Genomic DNA, 23,343 nt, shown 5'->3' with positions numbered 1-23,343 from the left:
CTATGTCAACATCGAACCGAGCGGTTCAATCCCAAGGATGTCCAGAGAGTTTCCCTATGTCCGCCCCGAAGTCCGTTGATAAGGCCGATATTCATCCGTTTCCCAACGCCAAGAACTTCGCCTCGGCAACCCAGCCGGCGACGAATGAGGCGCCGCTGAGCGAGAGATCGCAGCCCCATACCGCGCCGAACCCGCAGGAAGCCGCACCCAGGGAAACCGGGGAAACCGCCAAGGGCGGCAAGAAGAAGGGCTTCGGCAAACGCGTACTTTTGCCCGGCATTCTGACGGTCGCGGTCGCAGGCGGCCTCTGGTTCGCCTATGACTGGTGGACGGTCGGACGGTTCATGGTTTCGACCGACGACGCCTATGTGCAGGGCGACATTGCGTCCATCGCGCCGAAAGTTACCGGCTATATCGAAAACATCCCCGTGGCCGCCAACCAGCAGGTCAAGGCTGGCGATGTGATCTTCCAGCTCGATGCAGGCGACTACCAGATCGCGCTCGATGAAGCCGAAGCCAAGCTCGCGACCCAGAAACAGACCCTCGTTCGCATCAAGGCCCAGACCGACGCCGCGCAGGCAACCCTGCAACAGGCCGATGCCGACAAGCAGGCCGCAACGGCTGTTCTGACCAATGCGCAGAACACGATCGCGCGCGTGCAGAAGCTGCACGACACGCGTTTCGTCGCGCAGGCCGAACTCGACACGGCCCAGTCCTCGCTGGACCAGGCGCGCGCCAAGGTTGCCGGCAGCGATGCGCAGATCGCTTCTGCCAAGGCCAATATCGAAGTGCTCAACGCCCAATATAGCGAAGCCGAAAGCACGGTAAAATCGCTGGAACTTGCCCGCGACAAAGCCGCACGCGACCTGTCCTTCACGACGCTGCGCGCGCCCTTCGACGGGGTGGTGGGCAATCTTTCCGGCAAGAAGGGCGATCTCGTTTCGCCGGGCCAGAAGATTGCGGCGCTTGTCCCGGTCAATGAGCTTTATATCGACGCGAACTTCAAGGAAACGCAGCTCGCAAAGATCAAGACCGGCGAAACCGCGCATATCTATGTCGACGCTATCGACGGCACGAAGTTCGACGGCAAGGTCGCGTCCATCGCTCCGGCTTCGGGCGCCGTGTTCTCGCTGCTGCCGCCGGAAAACGCGACCGGCAACTTCACCAAGATCGTGCAGCGCGTTCCCGTGCGCATCATGATCCCGAAGGAAGCGCTGGAATCCGGCAAGATCCGCGCGGGCCTCAGCGTCGTGGTCGATATCGACACGCGCACGGCCCCCGAGCAAAAGGCCGACTGATCGAGCCCTTTGGCTCACTTGAAATAACAGATGGCGGCGCGGCGAAACGGATTTCGCGCCGCCTTTCTCTTCCATTCCGGAGTGCGCCGTCATGGCCGCAGACACGACAATGGGGCCGATAGCCCCGGCAGAAGACCGCATCGACCCCAAGAAGGCCATCGGCTTTCTGGCCATGGTGTTCGGCATGTTCATGGCGATCCTGGACATTCAGATCGTCTCGGCTTCGCTGGCTGAAATCCAGGCGGGTCTCAGCGCCAGTTCCGACGAAATCTCCTGGGTCCAGACGTCCTACCTGATTGCGGAAGTCATCATGATTCCGCTGTCGGGCTTCCTTGGACGCCTTTTGTCGACGCGCGTGCTCTTCACCGTTTCTGCGGCAGGCTTCACGCTGGCCAGCATGCTTTGCGCGACGGCGACGAACATCGAGCAGATGATCGTCTACCGCGCAATTCAGGGCTTCATCGGCGGCGGCATGATCCCGAGCGTGTTCGCAGCCGCCTTCACCATCTTCCCGCCTTCCAAGCGTTCCATCGTTTCGCCGATGATCGGTCTGGTCGCAACGCTTGCGCCAACCATCGGCCCGACGATCGGCGGCTATCTGAGCCACGCCTTCTCATGGCACTGGCTGTTTCTGGTCAATGTCGGCCCCGGCATCCTCGTTACCATCGCCGCATGGAACCTCATCGACTTCGACGAAGGCGACAGCTCCCTTCTGAGCAAGTTCGACTGGTGGGGCCTTCTCGGCATGGCCGCATTCCTCGGCTCGATGGAATATGTTCTGGAAGAAGGCCCGCGCAATGACTGGCTTCAGGATGAAGCCATCTTCGTCCTGACCGGCGTTATGATCGTCGGCGGCATTCTCTTCTTCTTCAGGGCCTTTACCGCAGAAGAGCCTATCGTGGACTTGCGAGCCTTCAGGAATGTCAATTTCGCATTCGGCTCGGTGTTCTCCTTCGTGATGGGCGTCGGTCTTTATGGCCTCACATATCTATATCCGCTCTATCTGAGCACTGTTCGCGGCTATGATGCCCTGATGATCGGCGAAGCGCTGTTCGTCAGCGGTCTCGCCATGTTCTTCACCGCGCCGGTGGCGGGTTTCCTTTCCAACAGGATGGACCCGCGCCTGATGATGATGATCGGCTTCCTCGGCTTTGCGGCAGGCACATGGATGGTGACGGGTCTGACGGCCGACTGGGATTTCCACGAATTGCTGTTGCCGCAGATTCTGCGTGGCTGCTCGCTGATGCTGTGCATGGTGCCGATCAACAATCTGGCGCTCGGCACGCTTCCGCCTTCCCTGCTGAAAAACGCATCGGGCCTCTTCAACCTGACGCGCAACCTGGGCGGCGCCGTCGGCCTTGCCGTCATCAATACGATCCTCACCCGGCGCGGCGACATGCATTATGAGCGGCTGGCCGAACATGTTCGCTGGGGCAATGCCGAAGCGGAAAGGATGATCGCCAACCTGACCGCCAAATATAATGCGGCAGGCATGGACGGCGCGACGATTGCCATCGCCAAGCTTTCCGGCATGGTGCGCCAGCAGGCCACTCTTCTGTCCTTCATCGACGTGTTTTTCATCCTCACGATGATGTTCTGCTCGCTTGCCGTCTGCGCCATCATGCTGCGCAAACCCAAGCAGGTCGGCGGTGGCGGTGGAGGGCATTAGCTCTCCGCCTCCCAATTTCATACGAAACCTATTAGGGTTCGATCATCTTTCAGAAATTTTCGTTTATCGCAGAAATTCGACCGTGATGCCGCGCGGAGACAAACCCCTGTCGCGCAGGGAAAAGCCTCTTGCAGAATTATGACAACGACGAATTTACTGTCACATTTCCTGTCATAAAAATGCTGCTCCCGCAAACGGATGAATTGCTAAGTCTCTGAAAACGTGTTTCACTTTCCACCGCTGGCAGTTTGTGACAAGCCACAAACTGTCATCCAACCGTCATATAGGGCGGGTATCGGGAATGCGCGAGCACCGGAATCGACCGGGGGCGTTCGCCGGACCTTAAACAGGGGAGTCAAACAATGCTTGCTTACACAGCGCGTCTGCTGTCGCTTTCGACGGCAATCGCCGTTGCCGGGGTTTCCATCGCCGCTGCCGAACCGTCAGCCGAACTGATCGCCGCTGCCAAGGCGGAAGGCGAACTGACCACCATCGCACTCCCGCATGACTGGTGCGGCTATGGCGAAATCATCAAGAGCTTCAAGGACAAGTACGGCCTCAAGGTCAACGAACTGAACCCGGACGCCGGTTCGGGCGATGAAATCGAAGCCATCAAGGCCAACAAGGACAACAAGGGCCCACAGGCTCCTGACGTCATCGACGTCGGCTTCGCCTTCGGCGCTTCGGCCAAGAAGGACGGCCTGATCCAGCCTTACAAGGTCGCGACCTGGGACGAAATACCAGACAGCGCCAAGGACCCTGAAGGCCACTGGTATGGCGACTATTACGGCGTGCTCGCCTTCGAAGTGAACAAGGACATCGTCAAGGACATCCCGCAGGATTGGGAAGACCTGCTCAAGAGCGACTACGCAAATTCCGTTGCGCTTGCAGGCGATCCGCGCGTTTCCGCACAGGCCATTCTCGGCGTTCATGCCGCCGGCATCGCCCGTGGCGGCGAGCCGGGCGAAGCCGCAGGCAAGAAGGGCCTCGAGTTCTACAAGGAACTGAACGCCAACGGCAATTTCGTTCCGGTCATCGGCAAGGCCGCTTCGCTGGCGCAGGGCTCGACCCCTATCGTCATCCGCTGGGACTATAACGCGCTCGCCGACCGCGACACGCTCAAGGGCAATCCGGAAATCGAAACCGTCATCCCGAAGACGGGTGTCATCGCCGGTGTCTACGTGCAGGCGATCAGCGCCTACGCTCCGCATCCGAACGCTGCGAAGCTGTGGATGGAGCACATCTATTCGGATGAAGGCCAGCTCGGCTACCTGAAGGGCTACTGTCATCCGATCCGCTTCAACGCGATGGCGAAGGCTGGCAAGATCCCGCAGGAACTGCTCGACAAGCTGCCGCCAGCAGCAGCCTATGAAAAGGCTATCTTCCCGACCCTGGAACAGATCGAGGCAGCACAGGCCACGATCACCAAGGAATGGGACAGCGTCGTGGGCGCAAACGTCCAGTAAGCGCTTCTGTCGCATCGAACACATGTCGCGTCGGCCCCAAACGGTCGGCGCGACATCAAACTGGTTTCATTTGCCCTCCCGTCCTCTTTTCCAAACAGCGCCGCGCTCTTTGGCAAACAGGATGGGCAGACTGCAAAGATGCAATGTAATTGCCCCAGGGGCGAATGACCGCCCTGCCGATCGCAAGATATAAACAAGAAGTCGGAACGGTTCTGTCAGTTTCCGTTCTGCCGGGAACCGGTCCAAAGAAAGAACCTATGAGTTCAATTGCCGAAACATCAGCCCCCAGCGGAGTGCGCAAGCGCCGGCTTCCGTTGTCCTGGCTTGGCGTGACGCCGTTTTTCATCTTCGCCATCCTGTTTCTGATCTGGCCGACGATGTACCTCATCATCGGCGCCTTTCAGGACCCGGCTGGAAACTTCACGCTCCAGAACATCCATGATCTCTTTCAGCCGCAGATCATGAGCGCCTACTGGATTTCCATCAAGGTCAGTCTGGCCTCGGCCATCGGCGGCGCGATCATCGGCTTCTTTCTGGCCTGGGCGGTTGTCCTCGGCAACCTGCCCTCCTGGCTGCGGCCGACGGTGCTGACCTTTTCGGGCGTTGCCTCGAACTTCGCAGGCGTGCCGCTTGCCTTCGCCTTTCTTGCGACGCTGGGGCGAACCGGCTTCGTGACGATCCTTCTCAAGGAATGGTTCGGCTTCAACCTCTATGCGACAGGTTTCAACCTGCTCTCCTTCTTCGGCCTGACGCTGACCTATCTGTTCTTCCAGATACCGCTGATGGTGCTGATCCTGACGCCCGCCCTCGACGGACTGAAAAAAGAGTGGCGCGAGGCATCTTCCATTCTGGGTGCGACCACCGCGCAATATTGGCGCATGGTGGCCTTTCCGATCCTGTGGCCGAGCCTGCTCGGCACGACGCTTCTCCTGTTCGCCAACGCCTTCGGCGCCATCGCCACCGCCTACGCCTTGACGGGTTCCTCGCTCAACATCGTGCCGATCCTGCTCTTTGCCCAGATCCGTGGCGACGTTCTGCATAACCAGAACCTCGGCTATGCGTTGGCCCTTGGCATGATCGTCATCACAGGTATCTCCAACCTCATCTATATCTGGCTGCGCATTCGCGCCGAGAGGTGGCAGCGATGAAAAAGAAAGGCATAAATGCCCAGAAAATCGGTGCCTGGATCGCCTTCCTGATTGGCGCGATCTATTTCCTCGTGCCGCTCATCGGCACGTTCGAATTCTCGCTGCGCATGCGGCGCGGCGAATATTCCTTCGATGCCTATCGCGTCGTGTTCTCCGACCCGAATTTCCAGGCGACCTTCGGCTATTCCATCCTGCTTGGCCTGTTGACCATCATCTTCGGCGTGCTTCTGGTCGTGCCGACCGCCTACTGGGTGCGCCTGCGCCTGCCGCAATTGCGCCCGGTGATGGAATTCATCACGCTGTTGCCGCTGGTCATTCCGGCCATCGTCATCGTGTTCGGATATCTGCGCATCTACAACTCGTCATCCTGGCTGCCGTTCACCGCATCGACACGAGCGACCGACCTCCTGTTGATGTTCGGCTATATGACGCTTTCGCTGCCCTATATGTATCGTGCCGTCGATACGGCAATGCGCACTATCGACGTCAATACGCTAACCGAAGCCGCGCAAAGCCTCGGCGCTGGCTGGGGCCGCATCATGTTCAAGGTGATTTTTCCGAATGTGATTTCCGGCGTGATGAGCGGTGCCTTCATCACATTCGCCATCGTCATTGGCGAGTTCACGCTGGCCTCGCTTTTGAACCGCCCTGCCTTCGGTCCCTATCTGCAGCTGGTCGGCGCAAACCGCGCCTACGAACCGTCAGCGCTGGCGATCATTTCGTTTGGCATAACGTGGCTCAGCATCATCATGCTGCAGCTCGTCTCGCGCCTCAATAAATTCAAGACAACCGCCGGGTAAGATTCATGGCTTTTCTGAATATCAAAAACCTGAAAAAGAGCTTCGGCGCCAATACCGTCGTCCACGATTTCAACCTTGCCGTGGAAAAGGGCGAATTCGTCTCCTTCCTCGGCCCGTCAGGCTGCGGCAAGACGACCGTTCTGCGCATGATCGCCGGTTTCGAGATGCCCGACAGCGGCGCCATCGAAATCAACGGCAAGGATGTGGTGGACCTCAAGCCCAACCAGCGCAATATCGGCATGGTGTTTCAGGCCTATGCGCTTTTCCCTAATATGACGGTGGCGCAGAATGTTTCGTTCGGCCTGCGCGTTGCCGGAAAGTCGAAGGCAGAAATCGACGCCACGGTGAAGGAAATGCTGGGCCTCATCCGCCTCGACCATCTGGCGGATCGCTATCCCTACCAGATGTCCGGCGGCCAGCAGCAGCGCGTCGCGCTGGCGCGCGCGCTTGCCACCAAGCCGCAGGTTCTTCTGCTCGACGAGCCGCTATCGGCACTCGATGCCAAAATCCGCATATCCTTGCGCGAAGAAATCCGCGCCATCCAGCAGAAGCTCGGCATTACGACCGTCTTCGTCACCCACGATCAGGAGGAAGCGCTGTCGATCTCCGACCGCATCGTGGTCATGCATGAAGGCCGCGCCGACCAGATCGGATCGCCTTTCGACATCTATAACCGCCCTGCCTCGCGCTTCGTGGCGTCGTTCGTCGGCACGCTCAACATGCTGGAAGCCTCGGTCAGCGAACCCGGCCGGAACAGCATCGAGCTCGACGGCCGCACCATCACGGTGCAGGAAACGCTCGACCATCATCCGAAGGGCAAGCCGCTGACGCTGGCCTTGCGCCCGGAAGCTGTCAGCCTCGAAGCGCGCAAGAGCCACGATACAGCGCTGGAAGCAACGATCGACGATGTTCATTTCCTCGGTTCCGTCATTCGCACGCGTGTGACGCTCGGCAAGAACCGCCTTTCGTTCGACACGTTCAACGATCCGACTCATCCGCCGCCGCAGCGCGGCGACAAGGTGACCGTGCATTTCGCCTCACGCGATCTGCTCGTGCTGGCAGATTAAAACAAAAAAGCCGCCCAGTGGGCGGCTTTTTCAATTACAGCGAATTTTATTCGCCCCAGGGACCGTGGAAATCCCCGTCCTTGTCGATCCGCTTGAAGCCGTGCGAACCGAAGAAATCGCGCTGGCCCTGGAGGAGATTGGCGGTGCCAAGCGCCTGCGTAAAACTGTCGAAATAGCTGAGCGCCGAGCCCAGTGCAGGCAAAGGCAGGCCAGCGAGCGCCGCCTTGGCGACGATCTGGCGAAGGCCGTTGGAAGCCTTGCTCATGCGTTCGACAAAGGCGGGCGCCAGCAGCAGGTTGCGGCTTTCGCTGTCCTCGAAGGCGTGGGCGATATCGTCCAGCAGCTGCGAACGAATGATGCAGCCCGCGCGCCAGATGCGGGCGGTTTCTGCAAGCGGGATGTTCCAGCCGTGCTCCTGCGATGCGGCTTCCATCACCGCGAACCCTTGAGCGTAAGCGGCGATCTTGCCCGCCAGCAGACCCTGCTCCAGATCGGCGAGGAATTTTGCCTGATCGGAAATCTCGAGGCTGCGCTGGCCGGGATTATAGGCCTTTGCGGCAAGCGCGCGCGCCGCCTTCAGCGAGGACAGGGAGCGGGCAGCGACCGCAGCTTCAATCGCGGTTGCCGGAACACCCAGCATCTGCGCCTCGATGGCCGCCCAGCGGCCCGTGCCCTTCTGGCCGGCTTCATCGAGGATCATGTCGACCATCGCCTTGCCGGTTTCCGGATCGGTCGCCTTCAGCACCTTGGCGGTGATCTCGATCAGATAGGAGTTGAGCGGACCCTGGTTCCACTTCTCGAACACATCGCCGATGGCAGGGGCGGAAAGCCCGAGACCGTCACGCAGGATGCCGTAGATTTCGGCAATCATCTGCATGTCGGCATATTCGATGCCGTTATGGATCGTCTTGACGAAATGACCGGCGCCATCGGGGCCCACCAGCGCACAGCAAGGTTCGTCCTTGTATTTGGCGGCAGCGGCAAGCAGGATCGGCGCGATGCGCTCATAGGCTTCCTCGGTGCCGCCGACCATCATCGACGGACCGTGGCGCGCACCTTCCGCACCGCCGGAAACGCCCATGCCGACAAAGGTCGGATCATTGGGGCCGAGCGCCTTCAGACGGCGCACCGTGTCGCGATAATCGGAATTGCCAGCGTCGATCATGATGTCGCCCTTCTCAAGATAGGCCTTGAGGCGGGTGGTCTCAGCATCGACGGGAGCGCCTGCCTTGATGAGGAAGATGATCGGGCGCGGCTTGCGGATATTCGCCGCGAGGTCCTCGAAAGTAGGGCAAGCAATGATCTTGTCGCGCAGCGGGCCAGCCTTTTCGAGGAAGGCTTTCAGCACAGGCTCATCACGGTCATAGACGGCTACCGTATAGCCCTTCTCGGCTATGTTCAGCGCCAGGTTGGAGCCCATGACGCCAAGGCCGACCATTCCGATATCTGCTTTTTCCATTTTGTGCCCTTCGCAAATGCAACCGACCGGCCGTCGTCTAGACACATGCAGAACATCGAACGCCGACAAGCCGAACCGATAAGAATAGGCCGCCGCCGGATTTCGGCAGCAGCGCATGTCAATCTGTATCCTATTGTGGGATGATCTAGGGCATATGACGCAAAGTTGATAGACCTCCCGTCACGAAAATCACCGGTTTTGCCCGCATAACCGCCTTGTTAAATCGGTTAGCTGGCCTGAAAACCCGTGTTTCGCGATTTTCACACCCGTTCCAGCTTGTGATGCGGCAGCGGCGGCAATTCGATAGTGATCGCGTCGTCCGCCTTTACCATGCCACCTGCAAGAACGATGGTCATGATGTCCGACTTGCGGACCAGTTCGCCATCGGGGGTGCGGTCCAGCACAGCATTCAGAAGCCCGGCCTGGAAATTCTCTATCTGGGCGCAGGGGTTGCGCAGGCCGGTCGCTTCCAGAACGACTTCATCGCCGATCCTGATCAGCGCGCCCTGGGGCAGACCCAGCAGATCGACACCGCGCGTGGTGATGTTCTCGCCAAGGTCGGCGGGCGCAACATCGAACCCCTTTTCGGCCAGCTCGTCGAAAAGCTCGGCATGGATGAGATGCACCTGCCGCAGATTGGGTTGTGTCGGGTCGGCCCGCACGCGGGAACGGTGCTTTACCGTCACGCCCTGATGCGCATCGCCTTCGACGCCATGCCCCGTGATGATGCGGATTTCCGGCACGACCTGTTTGGAAAAACGATGCTCACCATCCCGCGCTACAGCCACGACAAATCCGCTCATCAAACCCACCTTGTGAAAGACATCCTGACAGGACAAAGAAACTTCGTTAGCCGCATTACATGAGCTATATAGCACCTGTATGAAGTTGCGGGGCAAGCACGTGAATCAGGACAGGCAGGCAAAGACAGACTTTCGCTGGGGCATATGGGGCACGGGCACGATAGCCAACGCCTTTGCGGACGATATTCAGGCAAGCACGGGGATGCGTGTCACCGCTGTTTGCTCGCGCGCGGCGGAGACCGCCGAAGCTTTCCGCCGGCGGATCGGCGCTGACAAGGCATTCAGCGATTCAGGCGCGTTTCTCGCCCATCCGGATATCGATGCCATCTATATCGCCACTCCGAGCGCGATGCATGTGCTGCAGGCCATGCAGTCAATCGCGGCCGGCAAGCCATGCCTGATCGAAAAGCCGCTGTCGCTGGATGCGGCGGGCGCACGGCAGATCGAAGCCGCTGCGAAAGCAAAAAACGTCTTCGCCATGGAGGCGATGTGGAGCCGCTTTCTGCCAGCGATCCGCGCCGCCAGGAAGCATATCGACAGCGGTCGCATCGGCGCGGTGACGCGCATTGAAGCCGATCTGTCCTATATCCGCGCCTATGACCCGCAAAGCCGCTTCTTCAGTCCGGAACTTGGCGGCGGCGCTGCATTCGATCTCGGTGTTTATCCGGTTTCGCTGGCACTGTATTTCCTTGGCTTGCCGGATCATGCGGACGGCCGCTGGCAGCGCGCCAGAAGCGGCGTCGACATGCGTACCGATTTCCAGCTCGGCTGGCGGGGCGCTACAGCCAGCCTTTCCTGCGGCTTCGACCGCGACGGCGAGAACAGCATGCTGATCGAGGGGACCAAAGGCACGATCCTGATCCATTCGCCATTTCTGAAAGCCCAGAGGCTGACGCTGTTTTCTGCCTTTGCCGCGCGGTCATCGCTCGGCCCGAATGGCGGCAAGGGGTTTGTAGGCAAGGTCATGAACCGCCTGCCCCTGCCGGGCCGCACCATCGAAACCTATGCTTTTTCCGGCAACGGATTGCAGTTTCAGGCCGAAGCGGTCCGCGATGCGGTGCGAAGCGGCCGGATATCCGATGCGATCATGCCGCTCGACCATAGTGCAGCCGTTGCCGACATCATCCGCAAGGTGCTGTCGAAGGGTTGAAAAGCGTATCCCGAAAAGTGTGAAACGGTTCTCGGATAAGATGCGCGCCAGGACAAATTTTCAGAAAGACGAGCTGAGATCGGCTCTCTAGAAACTGCTTCTCATCCTGTAAGGCTGCGCATTTTCACCGGCATTGTTCAGGGCAAGCGCGATTTCGGTGATATGCAGCGCCACATCGCCAGAGAAGAACGCCTTGTCGCCCGTCTGGATTGCGCGGGCCTGATCGGCGATGCCCCGCACGAAATCGATCTGTGAGGGATACATGGGCAGCGACCGCTTGTCGGCCTTCGGATAGGACAGCTTTGTGCCGACGGTCGGTTTCCAGGACAGAAACTTGCCGACGCGCATTTCGATGATGCCGAACAGGCGCGCGAGAAAACGGCGCTTTTCCTCCGTGCGTTCAAGACGGACGACCGAACGATTATCCCAGAGATCATCCACCACTATCGAGCCCTTGTCGGCAACGATTGTCAGGCTGCGATCCTTCGGCATGGCAAGCCCCGATGTGAGACGCGCCACCAGCCCCGACTTGAAAACGAGACAGCCGACCGAAAAATCAGGCGCCATATGCAGATGCTCGGTTCCCGGCCCCTTGTCCGGAAAGGTTATCGCGGAAAATGCCGAGACACTTTCGACCGGACCGAACAGCGACACCAGCCATGACAGCGCATAGCCCGCATGTTCCAGCGTGCAGCCGATCTCAAATTCGTGCAGGCCGGGCCACGGCGCTCCCGACTGCGAACGCCAGCTTGACCATTTGTCACGAAATACCGGCCCGTCTTCCATTTCCGCATAGACAAGACGCGGCACGCCGATGCCATTCATTACGCTTGCTACCAGACGATAGGCATCGCTGAGGCCATTGGCCGGAGCTGCCGCGAGCGTGAGCCCTGCCTTCCGCGCAAAAGCGACCAGCGCTTCCGCATCGTCATAATTCATCGCCAGCGGCTTTTCGGAATAGACGTGCTTTCCCGCCGAAAGCGCTGCATGGGAGATTTCAAAATGACTTTCAGGCGTGGTCAGGTTGACGACGATCTCTACGTCCGGATCGGCGAGGACTGCCTCGAAACTCTCATAAGCACTGACCGAGTAATGCGCGCAGAACGCCTTCAGCCGCTCGGGAGAGCGGTCATAGGCGCCGCGCAGCGTCAGTTCGGGATAATTGCGCAGCGTGGTCATGTAGTAGTCGGCAACAAATCCGGTCCCGACAATTGCGATATTCATGAAGTGGCTCCGGCTAAAAGCATTTCCAGCAAAAGTGCGAAACGGTCCTGCGTTGGATAATGCGTGTAAACAAAGAGATAGAGCGGTTCCACGATTCTGTTTTCACTGGAACCGCTCTATCGTTTCGGGATGATGATTTTCGCGGTCAGCCTGAGGCCGAAGATCGCAAAGACGAGCGTGAGCCAGACCGGGTCCATGCGGCGGAAGAAGAAGCTTTCCAGCATGGCGTTCAACGTTCCGAAGAACACGACCATCAGGAAGAAATCGGCCAGCAGCAGGTTTTCCCGCACCGGGCGGCAGCGCGCGTAATTGACCAGCGGCATGACGATGATGACGAAAATAGCACAGATGAGCGCCGGAACCCCCATCGACAGCGCGATATCGAGATAACCATTGTGCCCATGCACGATGCCGCGCACATCCCAGTCGAGATAATACGGATTGGCGGCTTGCTTCGCGATCGGTGTGCCCCAGAAGCTTTCATAGCCGAAGCCGGTCCACGGGCGCTGGGACAGCGCTTCCACCGCAAAGGCCCAGATGGAGGTGCGCCCGGTAAAGGTGGGATCGACGTCGAGTTGCAGAACGAGCTGATGCATCGGCTCGAACAGGACCGTGCCGAAGGTAAACAGCGCAAGCAGAAACTGGATCGTGAAGACTGCCACCGGCGCGAGGAAACGGAGGCCGAAAAGACCGGGGGTGATCACGAGCAGCATGGCCAGCGGCACCAGCGCCGCCGTCGTCTTCGATCCGGTCTGCGAAACGAAGACCAATGCGGAGACGGCAATCAGGAAACCGCTCACCCGCCAGCCGCGCCGCCACAGATAGACACCGGCGAAGGAAAAGGCGGCCATGACCGGACCGGCAATGTTCTTGTGCGTGAAGACACCGCGCCAGAGATAGGCGTTCTGCGGTTCCAGCGCGTCGGCGCCGTGGGTGCCGAGATTTGGCAGAAGCACGACGCCCGCATAGGAAACGACGATGACGATCGAAGCCACAGTGACCAGCATGGCCGAATAGGCGTCGCCATCCTGCGGCAGGCTGAGGACGGCAATGACCGTCAGAATGCCGATCATCGTCAACAATACGCCGCGTATCGCGGTTGCCGGATCGGGGCTTGCGAAAACCGACGCCAACAGGAAGGCAAACATCAGCAGCCAGCCGGGGCTGACGATTTTGGCCACCTTCTTCGGATCGGCGAACATGGCAAGCGACAGCAGGGATACGGCTCCGAGACAGCCGAAACCGAGCTGGTTGATGGCATCGCCGCCGCCCGACGCATCCCCGCTCGCCGCGGCGCTGAGCGGATTGAAGGGATGGAAGGAAATCAGCAGAATGCAGAATGTTATCGTGGCGATAACGAGCGCAATCGTGCGGACTGTCGCCCGCACGTTGGCTTGCGCCGCAACATCGGAACGCGCGTCAGTTCTTGTCCGGGTTGCGATATTGCTCATTCAGATATCCAAAATGGGCCATGACGCGGCCCAGCCCGATATGGATGAAGTAAGTCCCGACCGGCACGAAGCGCGCCGCGATGCCGCGCCGCAGGGCCTTGATCGGAGAATAAGCCAAAAGAGCGAGACTTTTCAAAAAAACACGCACCTGACCCAAAGGCTCGTCCTTGCGCTGGCGTTGCTCGATCAGCGTTGACAGGACGCCGTTGCGCAGGCCCCGCGCCGTGATCCAGTCGCTCTCCAGCCGCCGTGCCGGAATAGTCTCCCGCACGATGCCTTCGTTGCACCAGGCAATCGTGAAGCCTTTGGCGCGGGAGCGGTTGATGAAATCGGAATCGCCGCCGCCGGTGAAATTGAACTTCAGGTCCATGAACGGATAGCCGATGGCTTCCAGAACCGGGCGGGCGATCAACAGGTTGCCGGATGAATAGATGATTGGAACCGGCCCGGTCTTGCTGTAATGCGGCAGGAAAACCGGATGCCTTGCCCATTTTTCCGAACCCGGCTTCTCAAAAATCGGATATTGGGGACCGCCGACGAGGCTGGCATTATAGCGCTCGGCGGTTGCCACCATGTTTTCGATCCAGGCCGGATCGGCGAGTTCGTCATCATCGATGACGATGACATATTTGAAATTCGGGAAATAGGTCGTCGCCGTCAGCCAGCCTGCATTATAGGCATTGCAGTTGCCGCGATGGGATTCCACGATCAGCATGCCGTTATATTTTCCGGCCTCGAACTGTGGTGCCGCAACCTTGGCGCCTTCCCGGTCCTCCGCCTCGTTTTCGATCACCACGACCGCGAAGCGGCGGCTGGTGACTTGGGCATTGAGCGTATCCAGCGTGCGGATGACATGCTCCGGACGGCGAAATGTCGGCAAGGTCACCACCACCTCTACTTCATCGAAACGAAGTTTAGGTGTTTTAGCAATTACTTGTATATGATCCGGTAATACAGACATTACGCCACCCAATATTTAACGACCCATGTTTTCACCGGGCCTATTCAAAAACAATTAAAGAAAAGTTCACCGCGTGGTTGTAAGCACAGCCTGAAACTATCATAGAGAACGCTGATCCGTAATATGCAGGAGCTGACTTGCCGTCCCCTCACCTTGTTTTCGTAACATCGATTGTTCCGCATGGAATCCCGACTACCGGTTATGAAGTGGCGAATTCGGCTGTGGTCGATGGCCTGCGGCGTTCGGGTGCAAAGGTGACCGTGCTTGGTTTCACATGGCCGGGCGTGAAAGCCGATGCTGCGGTTACGGTCGTGCTGGGCGAGGTGGAAGTGCGAACCGAAGGCGCTGGCATCAGGCGCAAGATCGGCTGGGTGGTGAAATCCTTCCTGACCGGCCTGACTGTCTCCTCGGCGAAGTTGCGGGTGATTCCAGCGCAGAAACTGCGCGAGGCCATCGGACGGATCGGCCCTTTCGATGCCTATGTGCTGAACGGGGTGACCCTGCCCGGCGCGTTTGAAGATATTTTCAAGGACAAGCCGTCGCTCTTCGTGGCGCATAATGTGGAATATCGCTCGGCGGAGGAAAACGCCGCCGACGCCCGAAGCTTCATTCAGAAATTCCTGTTCGCCCGCGAGGCGCGCATTCTCAAAGGGCTGGAAAGCCGCCTCAGCGGAACGGCGCGTTTCGTCTTCACCTTTGCCGAAGATGACGGCCCGGCGCTCGGACTTGCTCCCGACCGGTTTGCGACGATGCCGCTCGTCACGCCGGGCGGAATGCAGGCGGCTCAGCCACGCCCGGCAAGGTACGACCTTGCCCTCATCGGCACATGGACATGGCACCCGAACCGCATCGGGCTGGAATGGTTCCTGCGCGAGGTAAAGCCGCATCTCCCCGGCGATATTTCCATCACGATTGCAGGCAACACGCCCGCTGATCTCGTCTCTGCCTGGTCTGGCGTCAACTTCGTCGGCAAGGTGCCGGATGCGACGGAATTCGTGGAAAGCGGGGCGGTTGTTCCGCTCATCAGCCGGGCGGGAACCGGGGTGCAGCTGAAAACCATTGAAACATTCGAGCTGGGCATGCCAAGCGTCGCCACGACGCATTCCGTGCGCGGTATCGACAATATCCCGGCCAATTGCACCATTGCCGATGACCCGCGAGCCTTCGCGGCGGCAATCATCGAGCGGATCGGGAAGGCAAGATCGGGGGACAGCCAGAGACTGGACGGCAAGGCCTTCACCCGGTCACAAATCGAAGGCATGGACCGTGCGGTTGCCCGCGGTCTGCAAGCACTTCGCAGCGAAAATAGAATGACGGACTAGGCATGATGCATACCGAAAATGTAACCTACCGGAACATCCTTGGCGTGAAGGTCGCCTGTTTTGATTGGGACGGCGCCTTCGCCTTCTTCGAGAACCGTATCAATGAGGGCCGGTTCATGAAGCAAGGCTGGCTCAACGCCAACAATTCCAACATTGCGGATGAAACCCCGGATTATCGCGCTGCGTTGCAGGATTTCCTGATCCTGCCCGACGGGGTGGGTGTCGATATTGCCAGCAAGGTTGCCTATGGCAGCAAATTCCCTGCCAATCTCAACGGAACGGACTTCATTCCGGGGCTCTTGCAGCATATGAAACGCCCGCTGAAGGTTGCACTTCTCGGCGGCGGTCCGGGCGTCGCTGCCGACGCCGCACAGCTTTTCAGGCAGCAGATACCCCGCCATGAATATCGCGTCATTTCCGACGGCTTCTTCAAGCCCGCCGATCTCGACGGCATTCTGGCGCAATTGAAGGAATTCCACGCCGACCTATTGCTCGTCGCGATGGGCGTCCCGCGCCAGGAACTCTTCATCGACAAGCATATCACCGCGGAGCACTGCACGATAGCGAGCGCGGTCGGCGCGCTGTTCGACCTGCATACAGGCCGCGTGCAGCGCGCGCCGCACTGGATGCGCAAGATCCAGATGGAATGGGCGCACCGGCTGTTGCAGGAACCGCGAAGGCTCGCGAAACGCTATCTCATCGGCAATCCCGTATTTCTGTGGCGCGTCGCCAAAGGCTGGATGAAGGGAGAACCCCGGTGAGAACCGCAATCGTCACGGCCAGCTGGGATCAGGATTTCGAGCGCTGCAAGCTGCTTTGCGAAACCGTGGACAAATATGTCAGCGGTTTCACGAAGCACTACATCCTCGTAGACAGCAAGGATGTTGCCCTGTTTCGCAAGCTCGAAAGCGCGCACCGGGTCATCATCGATGAGCGCGATCTTCTCCCCTCCTGGCTGCACGCCTTCTGGGATCCGACCTATCTTTGGCGCAGACGGGTCTGGCTTTCGCTCCGGACCAAGCCGCTGCGTGGCTGGCATGTGCAGCAGTTGCGCCGGATCGCGCTTGCCGCTGCCGTGGAGGAAGACGGTTTTCTCTACACGGATTCCGACACGGCCTTTCTGCGCCCCTTCGATTGCGGCACACTCTGGCATGGTGAACAGCTTCGGCTTTTCGTCCGCCCCAATGCGCTCGCCAATCCCGAATGGCCGGAGCATCCGGTCTGGGCGGCCAATGCAGCGAAACTGCTCGGCATCGAAAACGGCAAAAGCGGGCTTAACGACTATATCGGCCAGCTTGTTTCATGGCGGCGCGACAGCGTGATTTCGATGTGCGAGCGGATCGAAGCTCATACCGGACAGCATTGGGTGGCGGCCCTTGGCAATATAAGACGCTTTTCCGAATGCTTCATCTATGGCCGCTATGTCGATGACGTGCTGCAAGGCTCGGGCCATTTCAGCGACACGCATGATCTCTGCCGGATGCAATGGTTCGCCCCGCCACCGAGCGAAGAGGAATTCCGCACCTTCATCGCCGAAATGGAACCCCATCAGGTCGCTATCGGCATGCAATCCTTTCTCGGCCTTTCGGTCGACGATATCCGGCGCATTATCGGAGCCTGAACCTTAAATTCGTTTAGCTGGCAAACGAATGCTGGAATAGGTGAAAACCAGCGACAGCAGATAGAGGCCGCCAAACACGATATTGAGTCCCAGAATCCAGTCGTGACTGTCGGCATAGTTCACCAGCAACAGCCAGACGAAGAATGCCTTGGCCGCAGTCATCAGCACCATGCTCAAGGTCCTGAGACCGGACTGACCGCGCGCATACAGAATTTCGGTCTGGTATTCGATCAGGTTGCGGAAACCGGGTACGAGCAGCACCAGCGGCAACAGGCCGACGATGGGCGCAACGCTTGAACCGAGTGCGTTCGGGAAGATTTGCAGGAACACGACCATCGCGCCGAGACCTGCCACCGAGACGGAGAAGACCGCAAGCTCCAGTCCGGCGCGGATGCGCAAAGAAGACAGCATGTCCGGCGCGCGCATGAGCTTTTGCACCAGCATCATGTTGAAGGAGCGAACCGGCAGGGCAGTAAGGTCCACAAGGCGCATGATGATCGCGTAAAGCCCCGCCGTCGCAGGCCCGCCGACAGTCAGCACGAGAAGCTTGTCCAGCTCGGCCTGGATATAGAACAGCAGTTCGGCGCCCATCACGGCAATCGCATCGGAAAGCCGCCGCATATAAAGCGACGGTCTGAAGCGAAGCCGGATCGACGGGTAAAATCGCAGCGCGGCAAGCAGCGCGACCCCGTTTGCAGCCGCATACCACCATGCCCAATGCGCAATATCGTGGGCGCTTGCCAGCCACATGAACAGTAGGGCTGCGACGGCTCGCGTGGCCGTGCCGAAAATCACCAGTCCCGCCGATATGCCGAAGCGGCGCAGGCCGTTATTGACGATGATGACGATTTCCGTCGACCGCCAGAACAGGGCCTCGGCAAACACCACAACGGCAAAGGGCAGGAAGGAAATATCGCGGCTGAAAAAGACGAAGTAAACCAGCCAGGACGCCAGCGCGAACAGCGGCAGCGACACCAGAATGGCGACGAGAAAACCCGCCGTATAGATGCCGAGCAGGCGCGGCTTTACTGTCGATATGCGGTAAAGCGGCGAACTGAACCCGAGGGAAACGATGCGCGACAGCACCACGCCCGTGCCCGATGCAGTGGCGAATATCCCGAAATCGCCCGTGGGCAGCGTGTTTGCAAGCGCGATGAAATAGACGAGTGAAACCACCAGCCTGCCAGCGGAGCCGGAAAACAGGGACAGGTAATCGCGCACTATTCCGGCATTATTGCCTGACAGTTTCCGCAGCGCTTTCGCTATCAACAGGGAGCCTCATCCATCGTGGTCTCGTGGTGCGTTCGACCCATTGGAGCGGGACGAGATAAAGAGATTTAGCTAAAAAGACTTAAACTCTTCTTTGCAAGCTCAAAGAGCAGACAAGCAAAAGCTAAAATAAGAGGGCCGAGCATTTCGCGGTTCAGGCCGACATTATTTTAACTTTTTGTTTTCTATAAAAAATTACATTCGGCCATCAGGTTTGGGGCGAGCGGATTCCGGTTTGGCATGTGCAAGCCCTGTTTAATGGATTTCATGGCGGCAGCGGGCACCTGAAACGGCCGCAGCGGCTACAGATGCGGACGAATTCGACAATGAGCGATCATGAGGGGCGCAGAAAGGCGGGAGTTGAGAAACCTCTTCTCGCATTTTCCGACGTGCGCCCGACGGATCGCCCCACCGGTCGCCCGCCTGCTCCACGTGATAGCGAAGCCGCGCCGCCATGGACACCACCCGCCACATCGGATGAACGCGCTGCGTTCTTTCATGAACACGACCATGATGCGCAAGAAACGCCAGAACCCGTTATCGAGGAAGAACTGGACGATGCGGACGTGGCCGAGTTGCAAAAACGCGTGGCGCTCATCGAAGCGGAACTGGAGCGCAAGATTCAGGAACGCGAACGTCGCAAAATCGCAATCGAGGCTGACGCTCCACCCCCGGAGCCAGCCCGCGAACCCGTCATGCGCGAGCATCCTGTTGCCGACCGCCCGGCACCGGATGCCGAATGGAAACCGCTGATCGATCCGCGCATCGCCATCGATGTAGTGCGGGGATCGCGCAGGCTCCTGCTGGTCAGCACGATATTGGGCGGTGTGGTCGCCGCGCTCTATGCATTGTCGCTGCCGCAGATGTACGTCGCTTCGACCGATATTCTGGTCGATCCGCGCAACATCAAGACGGTTGGAGACGAACTGACCCCGGGGCAACTCCCGACCGACGCATCGCTTGCCGTCGCCGAAAGCCAGGCCCGCATCATCGATTCCAGCAGTGTTCTGCTGAAAGTGATCGACAGGACGGACCTGACAAAAGACCCCGAATTCAACGGCACGCTGGTTCCGACCGGCATTGCCGGACTGTTTGCGCAGATCAAGGATATCTTGTCCCCCCAAAAGGCGAGCGACAGCCAGACGCTGCAAACCCGCGTTCTCTATAACCTGCACAAGAGTATCGCCATCGGGCGCGACGCCAAGACCTTCATCTATTCGATCTCGGTGAAAACCCGCGATCCGCAGAAATCGGCCTCGCTTGCGAACACCATCAGCACCGTTTTCCAGAGCGAGCTTGCATCGCTGCAATCCGATGCCGCACGGCGCACTTCGGACGAACTGTCGAACCGGCTTGCAGACATGCGCGCCAATGTCGAACAGGCGGAGCGCGCAGCGGCTGATTTCCGCGCATCGCACGATCTCGTCAATGTGGATGGCAAGCTGATCAGCGATAACGACCTGACGCGGCTCAACGATCAACTGACCAACCAGCGCGCCGAAACCATGCGGCTTCAGGCCCGTGTACAGGTACTGAGCAACGCCACTTCCGACAGTGTGGTGACCGGGACTTTGCCGGAGGATTTGCGATCCAACACGCTGACGGCTCTGCGGGCGCAATATGCGCAGGCGCGCCAGACGGCAAGCGGCTTATCCACCCAGCTTGGCCCCCGTCACCCGGCGCTCATTCAGGCACAGTCGCAGGCGGGCACGGTGCTGAGCGACATCGACGCTGAATTGCGGCGCATCCGCTCCTCGCTGCAAGTCGAGGTCTCGCGGTCCGTGCAGCAGGAAAAAGACCTGACCACGCGTCTGGCGCAGCTCAAGTCACAGCAGGCAAACAATAGCGGCGATCTGGTGAAATTGCGCGAGCTTGAGCGCGAGGCGACCGCGCGCCGCTCCGTCTACGAAGCCTTCCTCCTGCGCTCGCGCGAGACGAACGAACAGGAAGGGCTGAATACCGCCAATGTCAGGGTGTTGTCGGAAGCCCGCCCGCCGCTCGATCCGGCCAGCACATCGCGCAAGCTGATCGTCATCGCCGGGCTGATTGCCGGCTTCCTCGCAGGGCTTGCGATCACAGCCGTCCGCAATTTCGGACGGCTGCTGCGCCTCTAAGCGGTTCCTGTTCCAACAGGAACGCCGGAACCGCTCTAACTATTTGTTTTATCGCATTATCCAACGCATCGAAGCGGGATAGGAAATCAGTCCAGTGAACTGATTTCCCCCCGTAGACGTTTCACACTTTTGGTGGAAATGCGCTAATCTCTTCCATTTGAAGTATAATCTTATCGATCAACTCATGCCGACCGGCGTGCAAGCACCTCGGCGCGAGGCACCTTGCGCCCGCTGGCGCGCAAGACACCATGTGCGCCGTCCAGATGGCCCGGCTTCAATTCGAGCGCCAGAAAACGGCGCTTTTCATATGGGCCTGGCATGGCAAGCTCGCCGGTCTTTTCAGCGGTAAAGCCGAAGCGCCCGTAATATTCCGGATCGCCGACGAGCAGGATCGCGCCATGGCCAAGGCGCATGGCCTCGTCGATGGCATGACGCATCAAGGCCGAACCGATGCCGCAACCGGCGGCGGAAGGTTCGACGGCCAGCGGACCGAGCAGCAAGGCGGACACGGGAAAACCGAAGGCGTCGAGCCCGGCATGGACATCCCACAGCCGCACGGTGCCTGCGAGCGCTCTGTCTTCGCCAAGTGCGGCAAAGGCCAGCCCCTCTGCGGGCAGGCGACCACGACGCAGTTTTTCCGATGACTTGCGGCGGCGGCCTTCACCCATCGCGCGGTCCAGCAAGGCTTCGCGCGCCAGCACATGCTCCAGCGCCTCGCCCGCGATCGAAAAAGCCGGGGCAACGAGGGTTACGGTGTTTTCCTGAATTTCAAGAGTTGCGTTCATCACATCTATCCCCGCAAAGCGGCAGCAGCACACCCCGCCCGACGCCTTGCAGCACCGGGCGGATTGAGAGGATCTTTCAGACTTTCAAAGGTATGATCGAGGTCGGAAAGCGTTCGCGCTTTCCGGGATCATATCCCGGCCTCAAAGATCAGATGACGTAGGATCGGAGCGGTTCGAAGCCGTTGAACGCCACCGCCGAGTAGGTGGTGGTGTATGCGCCCGTGCCTTCGATGAGGATTTCATCACCGATGGTCAGCGAGACCGGCAGCGGATACGGCGTCTTTTCGTAAAGAACGTCCGCACTGTCGCAGGTCGGGCCGGCCAGCACGCATGGTTCGGTTTCGCTGCCGTCATGCGGGGTCACGATCTGGTAGCGGATCGCCTCGTCCATGGTTTCGGCGAGACCGCCGAACTTGCCGATGTCGAGATAGACCCAGCGCACATTGTCGTTGTCCGCCTTGCGCGAGACCAGAACCACTTCGGTCTTGATCACGCCTGCATTGCCGACCATGCCGCGGCCCGGCTCAATGATAGTTTCCGGGATGCGGTTGCCGAAATGCTTGGAGAGCGCGTCGAAGATCACCATGCCATAGGCCTGCGCGGTCGGTACGTCCTTGAGGTAACGGGTCGGGAAACCGCCGCCCATATTGACCATGCGCAGCACGATGCCTTCATCGGCAAGGGTGCGGAACACCTTGGCCGCATCGCCGAGCGCACGGTCCCATGCGGTGAGGTCCGTCTGCTGAGAGCCGACGTGGAACGACACACCGTAGGAATCGAGACCCAGCGACTTTGCATGGCGCAGAACGTCGATAGCCATCGCAGGCACGCAACCGAACTTGCGCGACAGCGGCCATTCGGCGCCTTCACCGTCCGTCAGCACGCGGCAGAACACGCGGCTGCCGGGGGCGGCGCGCGCAACCTTCTCCACTTCTTCCACGCAATCGACCGCATAAAGGCGAATCCCCAGCTCGAAAGCGCGCGCAATATCGCGCTCCTTCTTGATGGTGTTGCCATAGGAAATGCGGTTCGCCGTCGCGCCGGCTTCCAGCGCCATTTCGATTTCGGCGACCGAAGCGGTATCGAAGCACGAGCCGAGCGAAGCGAGCAGGCGCAGGATTTCCGGCGCAGGATTTGCCTTCACCGCATAGAAGATGCGCGAATAGGGCAAAGCCTTCTCGAAGCTCAGATAGTTGTCGCGCACGACGTCGGTATCGACGACGAGGCAAGGACCGTCCGGACGGCGGGTGTTGAGGAAGTCGATAATACGCTGCGTTGCCATGGTCGTTCTCCCGCGCGGTTGTCTTCACCGCTTTCAAAGGGACAAAGTGTGCATGAACGCATCCGCCGTGAAGCCAGCCTTTGGAGGTGCTGATGTCACGCGAAAACTCATGCGGCGATGGAACAACGCTAAACCCGCGTTACTCCGCTTTGTCTGCCTTGGATTGGAATTGGAGAACCGCATCCGCACTTCTGGCAATGAAGGTGTGCCTCTTCAGTAATTTCGGCTTTTGGACAGCCGAAAGACACTAGAAAGGCCCGCACCGTCGTTGCTTCAAGATGTCCTCGATCTGGCGGTTGGCCATCAGATCGACTGGAGCGGTTAGGTCCAGGTACCGTACCGAATTCCTCACCATTCGAGGATCGGCGGACACCCACAGGCACGTGCGACTTTGGGCAAGCGCGATATAAGCGCAAAGTCGTGTCCATTCAATGACAAAAAATTGGTTGAGCGA

19 protein-coding genes are annotated in these 23,343 nt (G+C 59.4%); 11 read left to right on the top strand and 8 right to left on the bottom strand.

The features are described 5' to 3' along the window. The first annotated feature begins 56 nt into the window (after window positions 1–56). The 6 genes from JNC63_RS12745 to JNC63_RS12720 all read left to right on the top strand — a co-directional run bounded on the left by JNC63_RS12745 (window position 57) and on the right by JNC63_RS12720 (window position 7,448). A complete protein-coding gene (locus JNC63_RS12745) occupies window positions 57–1,298 on the top strand; it encodes an HlyD family secretion protein (RefSeq protein ID WP_006471426.1) in 1,242 nt (413 codons plus the stop codon). 91 nt (window positions 1,299–1,389) lie between these two features. Then, window positions 1,390–2,967, top strand: coding sequence for a DHA2 family efflux MFS transporter permease subunit (locus JNC63_RS12740; protein WP_006469431.1), 1,578 nt, complete (start codon window positions 1,390–1,392; stop codon window positions 2,965–2,967). A 362-nt stretch (window positions 2,968–3,329) separates the two neighbouring features. Then, the gene (locus JNC63_RS12735) at window positions 3,330–4,433 is read left to right on the top strand and encodes an ABC transporter substrate-binding protein (protein ID WP_006469432.1); all 1,104 of its coding nucleotides are present in this window, start codon (window positions 3,330–3,332) and stop codon (window positions 4,431–4,433) included. Between the two features lie 257 nt (window positions 4,434–4,690). Then, a complete protein-coding gene (locus JNC63_RS12730) occupies window positions 4,691–5,581 on the top strand; it encodes an ABC transporter permease (protein ID WP_006471425.1) in 891 nt (296 codons plus the stop codon). Beyond that, window positions 5,578–6,381 (top strand): ABC transporter permease, encoded by an 804-nt coding sequence (locus tag JNC63_RS12725; protein ID WP_006471424.1) that lies wholly within the window; start codon window positions 5,578–5,580, stop codon window positions 6,379–6,381. Before JNC63_RS12730 ends, JNC63_RS12725 begins: the two co-directional genes overlap by 4 nt. A 5-nt stretch (window positions 6,382–6,386) precedes the next feature. Then, entirely contained in the window at window positions 6,387–7,448 is a 1,062-nt protein-coding gene (locus JNC63_RS12720) for an ABC transporter ATP-binding protein (protein ID WP_006469435.1), read from the top strand. A 46-nt stretch (window positions 7,449–7,494) separates the two neighbouring features. Here the strand turns inward: JNC63_RS12720 and gnd are convergent, their stop codons facing one another. Next, window positions 7,495–8,907, bottom strand: coding sequence for an NADP-dependent phosphogluconate dehydrogenase (gene gnd, locus JNC63_RS12715; protein ID WP_006471423.1), 1,413 nt, complete (start codon window positions 8,905–8,907; stop codon window positions 7,495–7,497). 260 nt (window positions 8,908–9,167) lie between these two features. After that, a complete protein-coding gene (locus JNC63_RS12710) occupies window positions 9,168–9,710 on the bottom strand; it encodes an MOSC domain-containing protein (RefSeq protein WP_374846382.1) in 543 nt (180 codons plus the stop codon). 100 nt (window positions 9,711–9,810) lie between these two features. On the opposite strand from JNC63_RS12710, the gene JNC63_RS12705 reads away from it, so the two are divergent. After that, window positions 9,811–10,860, top strand: a complete 1,050-nt coding sequence (locus JNC63_RS12705; RefSeq protein WP_031346095.1) for a Gfo/Idh/MocA family protein — start codon at window positions 9,811–9,813, stop codon at window positions 10,858–10,860. An 87-nt stretch (window positions 10,861–10,947) separates the two neighbouring features. On the opposite strand, the gene JNC63_RS12700 is transcribed toward JNC63_RS12705, so the two are convergent. From JNC63_RS12700 to JNC63_RS12690, 3 genes are all read right to left on the bottom strand, one after another. Then, complete coding sequence (locus JNC63_RS12700) at window positions 10,948–12,084, bottom strand: Gfo/Idh/MocA family protein (RefSeq protein ID WP_006471420.1); 1,137 nt, start codon at window positions 12,082–12,084, stop codon at window positions 10,948–10,950. A 116-nt stretch (window positions 12,085–12,200) separates the two neighbouring features. Continuing rightward, window positions 12,201–13,535 (bottom strand): O-antigen ligase family protein, encoded by a 1,335-nt coding sequence (locus JNC63_RS12695; RefSeq protein ID WP_374846380.1) that lies wholly within the window; start codon window positions 13,533–13,535, stop codon window positions 12,201–12,203. Further along, on the bottom strand, window positions 13,504–14,496 hold the full coding sequence (locus tag JNC63_RS12690) for a glycosyltransferase family 2 protein (protein ID WP_006471419.1): 993 nt from the start codon (window positions 14,494–14,496) through the stop codon (window positions 13,504–13,506). The genes JNC63_RS12695 and JNC63_RS12690 overlap by 32 nt, the downstream gene beginning before the upstream one ends. A 137-nt stretch (window positions 14,497–14,633) precedes the next feature. Between JNC63_RS12690 and JNC63_RS12685 the strand changes: the two genes are divergently transcribed. The 3 genes from JNC63_RS12685 to JNC63_RS12675 are packed head-to-tail and all read left to right on the top strand — an operon-like array spanning window position 14,634 to window position 17,439. Continuing rightward, window positions 14,634–15,818, top strand: a complete 1,185-nt coding sequence (locus tag JNC63_RS12685; RefSeq protein WP_006469441.1) for a glycosyltransferase — start codon at window positions 14,634–14,636, stop codon at window positions 15,816–15,818. A 2-nt stretch (window positions 15,819–15,820) separates the two neighbouring features. Further along, window positions 15,821–16,579, top strand: a complete 759-nt coding sequence (locus JNC63_RS12680) for a WecB/TagA/CpsF family glycosyltransferase (protein WP_006469442.1) — start codon at window positions 15,821–15,823, stop codon at window positions 16,577–16,579. Then, window positions 16,576–17,439: a DUF6492 family protein gene (locus tag JNC63_RS12675; RefSeq protein ID WP_021585297.1), complete on the top strand. Its 864-nt coding sequence runs from the start codon at window positions 16,576–16,578 to the stop codon at window positions 17,437–17,439. Before JNC63_RS12680 ends, JNC63_RS12675 begins: the two co-directional genes overlap by 4 nt. A 3-nt stretch (window positions 17,440–17,442) precedes the next feature. On the opposite strand, the gene JNC63_RS12670 is transcribed toward JNC63_RS12675, so the two are convergent. After that, window positions 17,443–18,708 carry a lipopolysaccharide biosynthesis protein gene (locus JNC63_RS12670; protein ID WP_006469444.1) on the bottom strand — a complete coding sequence of 422 codons (1,266 nt, stop codon included), beginning with the start codon at window positions 18,706–18,708 and terminating at the stop codon, window positions 17,443–17,445. Window positions 18,709–19,034: 326 nt separating this feature from the next. On the opposite strand from JNC63_RS12670, the gene JNC63_RS12665 reads away from it, so the two are divergent. Continuing rightward, window positions 19,035–20,822 (top strand): GumC family protein, encoded by a 1,788-nt coding sequence (locus JNC63_RS12665; RefSeq protein ID WP_006471418.1) that lies wholly within the window; start codon window positions 19,035–19,037, stop codon window positions 20,820–20,822. A gap of 182 nt (window positions 20,823–21,004) precedes the next feature. On the opposite strand, the gene JNC63_RS12660 is transcribed toward JNC63_RS12665, so the two are convergent. Both JNC63_RS12660 and odc2 read right to left on the bottom strand, forming a co-directional pair. Next, window positions 21,005–21,607, bottom strand: a complete 603-nt coding sequence (locus JNC63_RS12660) for a GNAT family N-acetyltransferase (RefSeq protein WP_006471417.1) — start codon at window positions 21,605–21,607, stop codon at window positions 21,005–21,007. Window positions 21,608–21,755: 148 nt separating this feature from the next. Beyond that, entirely contained in the window at window positions 21,756–22,889 is a 1,134-nt protein-coding gene (gene odc2 / locus JNC63_RS12655) for an ornithine/lysine decarboxylase (protein WP_006469447.1), read from the bottom strand. Window positions 22,890–23,343 lie beyond the last annotated feature (454 nt).

Source organism: Brucella ciceri, from assembly GCF_041930145.1.
Taxonomy (GTDB): Bacteria; Pseudomonadota; Alphaproteobacteria; order Rhizobiales; family Rhizobiaceae; genus Brucella; species Brucella intermedia.
Note: the sequence above shows the minus strand (reverse complement) of the source record. Positions and strands in the feature narration are given on the sequence as shown.

Excerpts from the sequence above, each read along its gene's own strand:
- JNC63_RS12745 (WP_006471426.1), top strand. The coding sequence starts at position 57 with ATGTCCGCCCCGAAGTCCGTTGATAAGGCCGATATTCATCCGTTTCCC.
- JNC63_RS12740 (WP_006469431.1), top strand. The coding sequence starts at position 1,390 with ATGGCCGCAGACACGACAATGGGGCCGATAGCCCCGGCAGAAGACCGC.
- JNC63_RS12735 (WP_006469432.1), top strand. The coding sequence starts at position 3,330 with ATGCTTGCTTACACAGCGCGTCTGCTGTCGCTTTCGACGGCAATCGCC.
- JNC63_RS12730 (WP_006471425.1), top strand. The coding sequence starts at position 4,691 with ATGAGTTCAATTGCCGAAACATCAGCCCCCAGCGGAGTGCGCAAGCGC.
- JNC63_RS12725 (WP_006471424.1), top strand. The coding sequence starts at position 5,578 with ATGAAAAAGAAAGGCATAAATGCCCAGAAAATCGGTGCCTGGATCGCC.
- JNC63_RS12720 (WP_006469435.1), top strand. The coding sequence starts at position 6,387 with ATGGCTTTTCTGAATATCAAAAACCTGAAAAAGAGCTTCGGCGCCAAT.
- gnd (WP_006471423.1), bottom strand. The coding sequence starts at position 8,907 with ATGGAAAAAGCAGATATCGGAATGGTCGGCCTTGGCGTCATGGGCTCC.
- JNC63_RS12710 (WP_374846382.1), bottom strand. The coding sequence starts at position 9,710 with ATGAGCGGATTTGTCGTGGCTGTAGCGCGGGATGGTGAGCATCGTTTT.
- JNC63_RS12700 (WP_006471420.1), bottom strand. The coding sequence starts at position 12,084 with ATGAATATCGCAATTGTCGGGACCGGATTTGTTGCCGACTACTACATG.
- JNC63_RS12695 (WP_374846380.1), bottom strand. The coding sequence starts at position 13,535 with ATGAGCAATATCGCAACCCGGACAAGAACTGACGCGCGTTCCGATGTT.
- JNC63_RS12690 (WP_006471419.1), bottom strand. The coding sequence starts at position 14,496 with ATGTCTGTATTACCGGATCATATACAAGTAATTGCTAAAACACCTAAA.
- JNC63_RS12680 (WP_006469442.1), top strand. The coding sequence starts at position 15,821 with ATGATGCATACCGAAAATGTAACCTACCGGAACATCCTTGGCGTGAAG.
- JNC63_RS12665 (WP_006471418.1), top strand. The coding sequence starts at position 19,035 with ATGAGCGATCATGAGGGGCGCAGAAAGGCGGGAGTTGAGAAACCTCTT.
- JNC63_RS12660 (WP_006471417.1), bottom strand. The coding sequence starts at position 21,607 with ATGAACGCAACTCTTGAAATTCAGGAAAACACCGTAACCCTCGTTGCC.
- odc2 (WP_006469447.1), bottom strand. The coding sequence starts at position 22,889 with ATGGCAACGCAGCGTATTATCGACTTCCTCAACACCCGCCGTCCGGAC.